This window comes from Xanthomonas sp. F10 (assembly GCF_014206815.1).
Taxonomy (GTDB): Bacteria; Pseudomonadota; Gammaproteobacteria; order Xanthomonadales; family Xanthomonadaceae; genus Xanthomonas_A; species Xanthomonas_A indica.
Genome location: NZ_JACHNP010000002.1, coordinates 709216 through 721135 on the forward strand (window position 1 = coordinate 709216; position 11920 = coordinate 721135).

At 69.6% G+C, this 11920-nt stretch carries 5 protein-coding genes; 2 read left to right on the forward strand and 3 right to left on the reverse strand.

Annotated elements, in window-relative coordinates; genetic code table 11:
• The first annotated feature begins 73 nt into the window (after window positions 1-73).
• A complete protein-coding gene (locus FHR56_RS14535; RefSeq protein ID WP_010341500.1) occupies window positions 74-1078 on the forward strand; it encodes a class I fructose-bisphosphate aldolase in 1005 nt (334 codons plus the stop codon).
• 167 nt (window positions 1079-1245) lie between these two features.
• Here the strand turns inward: FHR56_RS14535 and FHR56_RS14540 are convergent, their stop codons facing one another.
• Entirely contained in the window at window positions 1246-1929 is a 684-nt protein-coding gene (locus FHR56_RS14540) for a response regulator transcription factor (protein WP_160947534.1), read from the reverse strand.
• Between the two features lie 67 nt (window positions 1930-1996).
• Here FHR56_RS14540 and FHR56_RS14545 point away from each other — a divergent pair, with 67 nt between their 5' ends.
• On the forward strand, window positions 1997-4069 hold the full coding sequence (locus FHR56_RS14545; RefSeq protein WP_160947535.1) for a sensor histidine kinase: 2073 nt from the start codon (window positions 1997-1999) through the stop codon (window positions 4067-4069).
• 172 nt (window positions 4070-4241) lie between these two features.
• Here the strand turns inward: FHR56_RS14545 and FHR56_RS14550 are convergent, their stop codons facing one another.
• Both FHR56_RS14550 and FHR56_RS14555 read right to left on the reverse strand, forming a co-directional pair.
• Entirely contained in the window at window positions 4242-10010 is a 5769-nt protein-coding gene (locus FHR56_RS14550) for a GLUG motif-containing protein (protein ID WP_160947536.1), read from the reverse strand.
• A gap of 13 nt (window positions 10011-10023) precedes the next feature.
• Window positions 10024-11643: a ShlB/FhaC/HecB family hemolysin secretion/activation protein gene (locus tag FHR56_RS14555; protein WP_237473305.1), complete on the reverse strand. Its 1620-nt coding sequence runs from the start codon at window positions 11641-11643 to the stop codon at window positions 10024-10026.
• Window positions 11644-11920 lie beyond the last annotated feature (277 nt).

The window sequence follows — 11920 nt, forward strand, 5'->3', positions numbered from 1 at the left end:
CCGACGGTAACGGAATGCATGCAGGCCGGCCCGGTATACTTGGGGTTCCCCCGTTGCAGCCATCAGGAACCGTATGAGCATCGAACAGCTTGCCGAAACCGCACAGGCAATGGTCGCCCCGGGCAAGGGCATCATCGCGATCGACGAATCCACCAGCACGATCGCCAAGCGCTTCGCCGGCGTGGGCATCGAGAATGTCGAAGAGAACCGCCGTGCCTACCGCGAGCTGCTGCTGACCACGCCGAAGCTGAGCGACCACATCTCCGGCGCGATCCTGTATGACGAGACCATCCGCCAGAAGACCAAGGATGGCGTGCCGTTCGCCAAGTACATGGCCGAGCACGGCATCATCCCCGGCATCAAGGTCGACAAGGGCACGCATCCGCTGGCCGGCATGCCGGGCGAACTGATCACCGAAGGCCTGGACGGCCTGCGCGCCCGCCTGGAGGAGTACTACAAGCTCGGCGCGCGCTTCGCCAAGTGGCGTGCGGTCATCACCATCGGCGAGGACATCCCGTCCGGCGTGTGCATCGAGACCAACGCGCACGCGCTGGCCCGCTATGCGGCGCTGTGCCAGGAGCAGGGACTGGTGCCGATGGTGGAGCCGGAAGTGCTGATGGACGGCGACCACGATATCGAGACCTGCTACGAGGTCACCGAGGCCACGCTGCGTTCGCTGTTCGGCGCGCTGTACGAGCAGAACGTGGTCCTGGAAGGCACCATCCTCAAGGCGTCCATGGTCATCGCCGGCAAGGACTGCGACGAGCAGGCCAGCGTCGAGGAAGTGGCCGAGTCCACCGTGATGTGCCTCAAGAGCACCGTGCCGGCGATCCTGCCGGGCATCGTGTTCCTGTCCGGTGGCCAGACCGACGAGCAGTCCACCGCGCACCTCAATGCGATGAACCAGCTCGGCAACCTGCCGTGGCCGCTGAGCTTCTCCTATGGCCGCGCCATGCAGCAGGCCGCGCTGAAGCTGTGGGCGCAGGACATGAAGGGCAATTTCGCCAAGGCGCAGCAGGTGGTGTACGAACGCGCCAAGGAAAACGGCCTGGCCGCGCTGGGCAAGTGGCAGGGCTGAGCATCCCGACACTGTCGATGCGCAACGAAGAACGCCGGCATCGCCGGCGTTTTTCGTTTGTGGCCTGGCGGCTTGCGGTTATCCGCTGAGGTGCTTTCGCATCGCCGCTGCAGGCGGCCCAGAGCGCGCGTCAGCCGCGCGCAGCGCCGCGTCTCGCGGCGTCGCGCTTACGGCGCCAGCGCGGCCGGAGCGTGGAAGCAATAGCCGCTGTTGCGCAGGGTCTTCACCGGCAATGCGCGCCCGCTGATCTCTTCGACGCGACGCCGCAACCGGTACATCTGCGTGTCCAGCCGGCGCCGGTCGTAGTCGAGGAAGTTCACCCCCAGCGCCTCGGCGATCTCGCGGTGGCCCACGCTTTCGCCGGCGTGGCGCATCAGGCAGGCCAGCACTAGCAGATCCTGGCGCGAGAGCGGAACCGGCGATGCATTGGGAACGTTCAGGCGTGCGGCGGCCAGTTCCAGCACCCAGCGCGCGGTCGGCGGCGGCAGCGCCAGGCGCCGGCCGAGCGCGGCCAGGGTCGCGGCCAGTTCGTCCAGGTCGATGCCCTTGCCCAGGTAGTGGTCCGCGCCGATCTCCAGCCCCGCGATGCGATCGCTGGGGGTGTTGTGGGCGCTGAACACCACGATGCCCAGCCGGTGGCCGGCGCGGCGCAGTTCGCGCACCAATTCCAGGCCGCTGCCGTCGGGCAGGCCCACGTCGATCACCGCCATGCCGTGGCGCGTCGGATCGAACCGCGCCCGGAAGCCGGCGAGGCTGTCCACGCACGTGGCGACGTAGCCCAGATCCTGCAGGAACTCGCCGAGTTCCTCGCACAGCACCGGCTCGTCCTCGAGCAGGATCACCTCGGACATGGCGGCGGATCCTCGCGCCTGGCGGTTTGCTGTAACGTCATCGGCTGGCAACGGGGCGGTATGGCGAATGATGGCGCAATGGTGGCGCTGGCTGGCGGGCGCATGGCTGCTGGTGGGAATGGGCGTCGGCCTGGCCGCGGCACCGGCACCGCATGCGGTCGCGGCGTTGCCGCTGACCGCGGCGCATCACGATACCAGCGGCTACCTGCAGCGCCTGGACGACCCGCAGGGCCGCCTGGACGCCGCGCAGGCCGCGGCCGCGCGCGGCTGGACCCGGCTGCCCGCCGGGCTCAACGCAGGATTTGTCGACGGTCCGGTGTGGCTGCGCCTGCCTGTTCATGTCGAAAGTGTACCGTCCGGCGGTTGGATGTTGCGATTGAGCAATGCCTTGCTCGACGACGTGCAGGCCTACGTGCGCAGCGACGGCGGCGCCTGGCGCGCGCTGGGGCATAGCGGCGAACGCGTGCCGCGGCGCGACTGGCCGGTGGACTACCGCAGCCCGGTGTTCCAGTTCGCGCCCTCGCATCCTGGGAACTACGAGGTGCTGCTGCGGTTGCGCAGCAAGAACGCGCTGGTCACGCGCCTGGACGTCTGGCAACGGTTGCCGTTCGACAACCAGTCGCGGCGCGAGGGCCTGCAGTTCGGCCTGTACTTCGGCTTGTATCTGCTGCTGCTGTGCCTGCACGTGCTGTTCTGGCTCGCTACGCGCTCGCGCATGAGCGGCCTGTTCGTGGCCTACCTCGGCGGCTGCGTGTTCAACGAAGCGATGTCGATCGGCCTGGTGCAGCAGGTCACCGGCATGCCGATGGCCTGGAGCGACAGCCTGCTGGGCATCAGCATCGCCTGCAGCCTGCCGGTGGGGTTCCAGGTCGCCAGCCGGCAGCTGAACCTGCGCGCGTTCCATCCACGTCTGGTGCGCTGGGGCACGCGTTTTCTATGGGCGGTCGCGTTCGGCGGCGCGGTGGCCGTGCTCGCCGGCCACTACGCCTGGGGCATGCAGCCGGTGCAGGCGCTGGGGCTGCTGGAGATCCTGCTGCTGGTGGGGTTGGGGGTGCATCTGCTGTGGCGCCGCTACCGGCCGGCGCTGTTCTTCGTGCTCGCCTTCTCCCCGTTCTACCTGGGGGTGATGCTGGGCTTCCTGCGCAACCTCGGCTTCGTCCCGGTCAACGCCTGGACCCAGTACGCCACCACAGTCGGCACCATGCTGCACATGACGCTGCTGAGCGTCTTCCTCATCGCCCGGTACGAGCGGCAGCGCCGGCTGCGCGAACGGCGGCATGCCGATGCCGCGGTGGAACTGGCACGCAGCCACGGCCTGGCGCTGGAGCGCGAAGTGACGCTGCGCACCGCCGAACTGCGCAACGAGATCGGCCGGCGGCAGGCGCTGGAGGACGACTTGCGGGCCTTGCTGCAAACCGAACGCAAGGTCGCGCAGGAACAGCGCGATTTCGTGGCGATGGTGTCGCATGAGTTCCGCACGCCCTTGGCCGTGATCATGACCTCGGCGCAACAGCTGGCGCGCAAGCTGGATGCGCCAGCGGAACGCAATCGCGCGCGCTGCGGCAACATCCGCGACGCGGCGCAACGGCTGCTGGCGCTGGTGGACGAGTATCTCGCCGACGACCGCATGGGCGAGGCGGCATCGGAACTGCGGCTGCAGCCGTGCGCGCTGCGCGCACTGCTGGCCGAGCTGTGCCTGGACTTTCCGTCGCACCGGGTGCTCTGCGAATTCCTCACCGACGACGACGGCCTGCTCACCGATCTCGGGCTGTTGCGCGTGGCATTGCGCAACCTGATCGCCAACGCAGACCGCCATTGCCCCGAAGGCCTGGCCATCCGCGTGCGCGTGCGCGGCAGTGACGAACACCTGTGGCTGGAGGTCGCCAATCCGGGCGAACGCATCGCGCCCGCCGAACAGGAGCGTCTGTTCCAGAAGTACTACCGTGGCGAGAACGCGCGGCATGCGCCGGGCGCGGGGCTGGGCCTGTATCTGGTGCGGCGGATCGCCGAGCGGCTGGGGGGCTCGGTGGAGCTGGCCACGCAGACGCCGGGCGAATCTGTCTGCTTCGTGTTGCTGTTGCCGCGTCGGCCGGTGCTGCAGCGCACGGTGCCGCGGCTGCCGCCGGCGGCGGATGCCTGATCGCGCGCAGCGCGATGCATGGCCTGCACTGTCGGCGAACGCGATCGGGTCTGGTTGCACCGGATCGTGCGTTCCGGGATGGCCCTTGCGGCCCCGGCGTGCCGCCGGGAGCCGTCGTGATGGCGTTGCCGTGACCTGACGACACCATCGCGGTGTCGTCAGGCCATCCCGGTCACTGTCGGATGATGCAGCTGTCCGCGGATGCGTTGGACGTGCCGCTCGGGGTGCAGGCGACGCTCGGGGCGCGGATGCCGCCATCGACGATCAGGATCGAGTCGGTGGCGGCCGTGACGGTGCCACCGCCGCTGGCCTGTGTCGCCGCAGCCAGTTCCTTGGCGGCTTCGTCGGCCTTTTGCTGATGCGTCGGTGCCGCGCCGACGGCATCGCTGGTCGTTGCGACGGCGACCGAGGTGTTGATCGCCTGCACGGCCGTGGTGGTCAGCTGGGTACCGGCACCACCGCCATCGCCACTGCCGGGGACCACGTTCAACAGGCCGTCGACGTAGGTGATGGCGTAGTTGGACAGCCCCGCGCCGGTGGCACCGGACGCGGTGATGGCGTAGTTGCCGACCGCGGCGTTGGCGCCGGCACCGGCGCTGTCCAGGGCGACGCCGGCGACGGTGTCGCCGTTGAGCAGGCCGGAGACACGGTAGCCGCTCAGGGTGGCGGTGCTGCCGACGGTCTTGCTGGCGTCGCTGGCGACGATGCGCAGGGTGGCCGGATCGACGCGGAGGCTGCCATCGACGTAGGTGACGACGTAGTTGGAGAGTCCTGCGCCGGTGGCGCCGGAGGCGGTGATCGCGTAGGTGCCGACCGCGGCGCCGGCAGCGGCGCCGGCGCTGCCCAGGGCGACGCCGGCGACGGTGTCGCCGTTGAGCAGGCCGGACACGCTGTAGCCGCTGAGGTTGGCCGTGCCGCCGTAGGTCTTGTTGGCGTCGGTGGCGACGATACGCAGGGTGGCCGGATCGACGCGGAGGCTGCCATCGACGTAGCTGACGACGTAGTTGGAGAGTCCTGCGCCGGTGGCGCCGGAGGCGGTGATCGCGTAGTTGCCTACCGCCGCGCCGCTGCCGGCGCCCGCGCTGCTCAGCGCGACGCCGGACACCGTGTCGTTGCCGACCAGGCCGGAAACGCTGTAGCCGCCGAGGTTGGCGGTGCCGCCGTAGGTCTTGGAGCCCGAGGTCGCCGTCACCGTCAGCGTCGCCGGGGTGATGCTGATACCGCCGGAGACCACGTAGGCGATGTCGTAGCCCTGCTGCGAGGACGCCAGGCCGCCGAGCTGCAGCGTGCCGTTGCCCGTGGTGTAGCGGCCGACCCCATTGCCGGTGGTCGCGTAGCGCAGCGACGAGCCGAACAGCAGGCCAGGGTCGAAGGCGCCGCCGATCGTATAGGACGCGAGCGTGCCGCTGACAGCGTTGCCGTCGTAGGTCTTGTCGAGGCCGGAGACGCCGGTGGTGATCGTCAACGGGGTCAGGAAGCTGCGCAGCAGCGGCGTGCCCATCTGTTCGTACAGGCGCCAGGTCAGGCCGGTGCCGCCGCGGTCGTCGATCGCCCAGCCGGCGTCGGTGAAGGTGGACAGCGTGTTCAGCGCGCTCCAGGACCTGCCGCCGCTGATCGCGTCGATGCTGCCGCCGCTGTTGCCGACCGTGTTCAGGCCCACGTTCCGCGGATTGCCGCCGATGTCGGTGGCGAAGAAACTGGCGACGATGCTGCCGTTGGAGTTGGAGCCGACCAGGCCGCCGACCGCGCCGGTGCCGGAGACGTTGCCGGTGGCGTAGGAGTTGCGCACGGTGTTGTTGTAGTTCACGCCGACCAGTCCGCCGACATAGGCCGTGCCGGTGGCATCGCCGCTGGCGTAGGTGTTGGCGATGGTGCCGTTGTCGTTGTAGCCGGCCAGCCCGGCGACATACATGTCGCCGGAGACGTTGCCGGTGGCGTAGGCATTGCCGATGCTGCCGCCGTCGTTGTAGCCCACCAGCCCGCCGAGATAGTTGGTCCCGGACACGGCGCCGGTGGCGTAGGACGCGCCGACGCTGCCGGTGTCGCTGTAGCCGACCAGTCCGCCGACAAAGCTGCCGCCGGAGACGTTGCCGGTGGCGTGGGTGGACGCGAGGCTGCCGTGGTCCAGGGTGCCGACCAGGCCGCCGAGTTCGGATGAGGTGCCGTTTGCCGCGCCGTTCACCGCGCCGGTCGCGTATGCCGTATCGATCGTGGCGGAGCTGCGTCCGACCAAGCCGCCCACGCTCCGGGTTCCCGACACGTTGCCGCTGGCATACGCGTTCTGGATGCTGCCGGCGCCGGCCATGCCGACCAGGCCGCCGGCGCTCGAGGTGGTCGCGGTGACATTGCCGGTGGCGTGGACGTTCTGCAGGGTGCTCTGGATGGCATTGCCGATCAGTCCGCCGACGTTGTTGCCGGTGGTGGTGCTGGTGCTGCTGACGTTGCCGGTGGCGAAGGCGTTGGTATAGCTGCCCTGGTAGTCGTTGCCGACCAGGCCGCCGACGCTGCTGCCGCCGGAGACCGTGCTCGACGAGGACGAGGCGCTGATCGTGCCGTTGGCGTTGCTGCCGATCAGCCCGCCGACATAGTTGCCGCTGTAGGGGCCGCCGCTGCCGACCACGGTGCCGCTGGTCTGCACGCCGGCGATCGTCCCGGCATTGTTGTAGCCGGTGAGGCCACCGACGAAGTTGCCGGTGCCGCTCATGGTGCCGTTGACGCTGATGCCGCTGAGGGTGCCGGCATTGAAGCCTGCGACGCCGCCCACGTAGGCGGTGCCCACGACGGTGGCGCCGGTCAGGGCCAGGTTGCCGATCTGGCTGGCGAGGCCGGTATTGCCGAACAGGCCGACGTAGGACGCGCCGCCGCGTGCGATGGTCAGCCCGGCGATCGTGTGGTTTGCGCCGTTGAGGCTGCCGGTGAAGGCGCCGGTGCTGTCGCCGACCGGGCTGAAGCCGGCGCTGCTCCACATGCCGCTGGCATTGCTGCCGGCGGTCTGGCTGGCGTCGATGTCGGCGGACAGGCTGTAGCTGGCCGCCAGGTTGTACGCCATCAACTGCAACTGGTGCGCGTTGCCGATGGTGGTGCTGTACTCGCTGGCCAGGAACGGGCGCGTCTGCCCCTCGATCATGATCCAGGTCGGGTTGCCGTTGCCGTCGCTGGCGACATAGACATTGCTGCTGCCGGCGAGCAGCGCCCAGTTGCCGAGATTGCCGTAGCTGGTGTGGCTGTAGCGGTTGCCGCTGCCGAAGCTGGTCAGGTTGGTCACGCTGCCGCTGCCGCCGTTGCTGATGGCATTGGCCTGGCCGGTGCTGCCGACGTCCCAGGACGCATTGCTGACACTGCCCGTATTGGCGCCAACCAACCCGCCGACGTTGTTGGTGCCGTTGACCGCACCGGTGGCGTAACTGTTGCTGACGCTGCTGGAGGTGACGGCTGCGCTGCCCGGATTGTTGATGCCCACCAGCCCGCCCACCGAGGTCGGCGCAGTGACGCTGCCGGTGGCGTAGGTGTTGGCGATGGCGCTCTGGTAGTTCATGCCGACCAGCCCGCCGACGCCGTAGCTGGTGCCGATCACGCTGCCGCTGGCATAGCTGTTCTGGATCGTGCCGGCATTCTGGTTCGTTCCGACCAGGCCGCCGACAGAGTTGGTGCCGCTCACGTTGCTGGTGGAATACGTATTGGTGAGGCTGCCGCCGTCGTTGTAGCCGACCAGGCCGCCCGTGTTGCTGGAGCTGCCGGTCACGCTGCCGGTGCTGTGGGAATTGCGGATCGTGCCGCTGATGTTGTTGCCCGCCAGGCCGCCGACCGCGCTTTGCCCGTTGACGTTGCCGGTGAACGCGCCGTTGTCGATCAAGCCCAGGTTGTAGCCGGTCAATCCGCCGACGCCGCCCGAGGTTCCGGTCACGCTGCCGTCGACGGTGACGTTCTTGATCGCGCCCTGGCCGTAGCCGACCAGGCCGCCGACGTAATAGCCGCCGGAGACGGACACATTGCCCAGGTGCAGATCGCGGATGACGCTGTTGCTGCTGGTGGTGCCGAACAGGCCGACGTAGCCGCTGGCGCCGGAGATGGTCAGGTTGTTGATGCTGTGGCCGAGGCCGGCCAGCTTGCTCTGGAAGGAGGACACCAGGGCGCTGCTGCGGGTGACGCCGCTCAGATCGATGTCCTGGGCCAGCGCATAGGAACCAGGGGTGTTGAAATAGGTGGCCGCGTCGGCCAGCGAGTGGATCAGCCGGTACGCCTGTCCGTTGATGCTCAGGCCGGCATGCGCGCCGCCGAGCGAGACCGGCGCGTTGACGTAGTAGTCGCCCGTGCCGCCGACGCTGCCGTTTTCGGTATAGCCGGCGTAGTTCATCACCAGGCCGGCCGTGTCGCCGGTCGCGGTGACGGCGGCATTGAGGTGGATGCTGTGGTACGCGTCCAGGGTCAGCGTGGAGTTGCCGCTCCAGCCGATCGCCGCATTGACGTTGATGTCGCCGGCGCCGCTGCTCACGTTGCCCGGACCGCTGGCGTTGGTGAGGGTGGCGAGCAGGGTGACGTTGGTGCCGCCATTCAAGGCGCCGCTGATGGTGCTGGCCGCCGCGCTGTCCACGGTCAGGTCTTCCGGGTCGACCAGCCAGGTGCCGGCGCTGCCGGGGCCGGCGGCCTTGGCGCCGACGGCGATCCCGGAGAAGTCGACGGTGTGGCCGCTGGTTTCGAGCAGGCCGCCGTTGCCGCTGCCGGCGGCGTTGGCGCGCAGCGTTCCATGCACTGCGGTGTGGCCGTCTGACCAGACCACGACCGAGCCGCCGTTGCCCTGGCCGGTCGCGCTGGCATCGAGCCTCGCACCGCTGGCGACCGTGGCCGCGCTGGCGTGTTGCAACTGTTCGCCGCCCTGGTAGCCGCCGCCGATGCGGATACTGCCGCCGGCCGCGGTGCCGCTGGCATCGATGCGGCCATCGACGTTCACCGCGCCATCGGACAGCACCTGCACGCTGCCGCCGTGGGGGCCGGAGACATCGATGCGGCCGCTGCTGGCGACGTCGCCGCCGCTGCCGACCAGGCGCACGCTGCCGCCGGAGGTGTCGATGCCGGTGGCTTCGAGCGCGCCGGTATTGTTGACCAGCAACTGCGACAGCCCGGTGCTGCCGGCCTGCAGCAGGATCTGTCCGCCGTTGGCGCGCAGGCTGCCGCTGTTCTCCACCGCCGCCGCGGCGCCGTCCACCGACTGGCTGGCGGCCGCGACCATCTGCATGCCGATGGCGCCGGCCGCGTCCATGGTCACCCTGACCTGGTCGGCGGAGAGCAGGCGGATGGCGCCGCCGTCGGCGGTGATGCTGCCGCGGTTGGCGACATGGTTGCCGACCAGGTTGACCGAGCCGCCGTTGCCGGCGCGGATGCTGCCCTGGTTGATCACGCTGGCGGCGCCATGCTCGCCGCGGGCGAGCAGGTAGCCGTGGTCATCGTCGCCGGCCAGGCCCAGCGAACTGGCGACCAGGCCGCCGACGTTCACCTGCGCGTGGTTGCCGAACAGGATGCCGGCGGAGTTGATCAGGAACACGTTGCCGTTGGCGCGCAGGCTGCCGTCGATGACGCTGGCGCCGCGGCTGGCGTCGATCAGGTTGAGCGCCACCGCGGAACTGGAGGGCTGCACGAACACCACGCTGGCATCCTTGCCGACGTTGAAGCTGTTCCAGTTCAGCACGGCCTTGGCGGCGTTCTGGTCGATCTGCAGCGTGCCGCCGTTCTGCGACACGGTGGCGCCGGTGGCGCTGGACAGCGACGGCACGCCGCTGGCGTAAGCCGGCGCGGCCAGTGCGCAGGCCAGGGCGAAGGGCAGCAGCGGCGCGGCCAGGCGCGCAGCGCCGGCGCCAGCGCTGCCGGCGTGGCCGGCGGCGACTTCGGAGGCGACCTGGAGCATGCCGAGACTGCGGTTGAAGACGAGGCGGTAGATGCGGTTCATGGTGATCCCCAGGTCAGAAGGTCAGGCCGAAGCGGGCCCAGTAGCGCACGTCCTTGCCGTCGCCCGGCTTGGTGGTGCCGGTGGGCTTGGCCGCGGCCAGATCGAACGAGAGCCCGTGCCAGTCGGGCAGCCGGAAGCTGAGGCCGACACCAGCGCCTTCGAAGGTGGTAACGCTGTCGTACACGGCGCGATTGGCGCCGTTGGGGTAGACCCGGCCGTAGTCGTAGAACACGCTGGCGGTCAGCAGCTGGCCCCAGGCGCGGCCGCCGAACGGCGAGGCGGCGGTGGCGAAGCCGGGTGCGTCCACCTGGTACTCCAGGCCGGAATCGAAGCCGCGGTCGCCGAGCGCGGCGCCGAGCGGGAAGGCGCGCACGCTGGTCGGCCCGCCCAGCGAGAACTGTTCCAGCGGGGTCAGGGTGTCGTCGCTGTACTGGCCGCTGAAGCGCAGCTGCAGGCGCTGCGTGGCGGTCAGCCCCTGCAGCCGGGTGTAGCTCAGGCGGGCGACCGTGAAGTGGCGGTCGTGGCGGGCGTACAGGTAATCGGTCTGCGGCGAGTCGTCGTCGAGCGCGCCGCGCACGCTGAGTTGCAGCAGGTCGATGGCGTGGCGCTGGCGGTCGTCGTGGCGCACGCTGGTGCCGAGCTCGGCCACGTCGAACGTCTGCTTGGACAACAGCACGCCCAGGCCCTGCAGGCGCGAGCTCTCCTTGACCAGGTGCAGCCAGCTCTGCACGCGCCAGGCGTCGGAATTGACGAATTTCCAGTCCAGGCCCAGCGCCGTCTGCTGGGTCGGACCATGGATGTCCAGCGCGGCGAACGCGCCGTTGTCGAGGTTGACCACGCTGCGCGTATAGGACGCGCTGGCGCTGAGGCCGTCCACGCCGGCGATCGGCACCTGGTAGGCGAAGCTGCCCTGCCAGGTATTGGCCGGATCCAGCGCATAGGCGTAGCTGGCGGACAGGTGGTCGCCCAGGCCCAGCGGGTTGTTCCAGTCCACGCCGAGCTGGGCGCGGTAGCGGCCGATGCTCGGGGTGCCGTAGTTGCTGGCGCCGACGCTGACATGCAGCGGACGCTCCTCGCTGGCCTGGATCACCACGTCGGTCTCGCCGGGGTTGGCGCCGGGCTTGAGCACGGAGGTGGCGGAGACGCCCGGCAGGTCGCGGGCGTACAGCAGGGCCGATTGCAGGTCCTGCTGGCGCAGGATCTGGCCCTGCAGGGCCAGGGCAGGGCTGGCGATCAGCCGGTCGTCGTAGCGGCGCGCGCCCTCGACAGTGATCTTGCCGACCCGGCCTTCGGTCACGCGGATCTCGACCACCTGGTCCGGTCCCAGGGTCTGTACCGGCAGATACGCGCGGGCGACCAGGAAGCCGGCCTGGCGATAGGCATGGGTCAGCGCGTCGGCGATCTGCTGCAATTGCGCGAAGCTGAGCTGGGCCGGCAGCGTGCCGCCGCCGAGCGCACGCAGGCGGGCGTCGGCCAGCGCCTGCAGGCGCGCCGGATCGATCTGCTCGCGCGGATGGTCGCCGACGCCGGTGACGCGGATCGCCTGCACCGCGATCGGGGTTGCCGCGTCGGCGGCCGTGCCGGCGGCCGGGACGGCCTCCTGGGCAAAGGCCGGCACGCAGCTCAGGGTCAAGGCGAGGCCGGCGGCCCACGGGAGGGCGAGGAGCGCATTTGCCAGCGTGCTCGGACGCGGACGGCAGGAGATCGTCATGATGTTAAGGCGGCGTTATGATTGAGGCTCGCGCAATGTAGCCTTCAGACCGCGGATCAATCTGAGCAAATCTGAGCGCAACGTCACTCTTTGCTGCATCCCCTGACACGGTGTCGGGGAAATACCCACAGTGGCGATACGGGTGCTGTTACTGCGGATCGGTCAACGCCTGCGATCGGGCGGAACGCAGGCCCTGCAC

What these genes read in the sequence shown, in the direction of transcription:
- FHR56_RS14545 (WP_160947535.1), top strand. Translation starts at nt 1,997, where the DNA reads ATGATGGCGCAATGGTGGCGCTGGCTGGCGGGCGCATGGCTGCTGGTG.
- FHR56_RS14550 (WP_160947536.1), bottom strand. Translation starts at nt 10,010, where the DNA reads ATGAACCGCATCTACCGCCTCGTCTTCAACCGCAGTCTCGGCATGCTC.
- FHR56_RS14535 (WP_010341500.1), top strand. Translation starts at nt 74, where the DNA reads ATGAGCATCGAACAGCTTGCCGAAACCGCACAGGCAATGGTCGCCCCG.
- FHR56_RS14540 (WP_160947534.1), bottom strand. Translation starts at nt 1,929, where the DNA reads ATGTCCGAGGTGATCCTGCTCGAGGACGAGCCGGTGCTGTGCGAGGAA.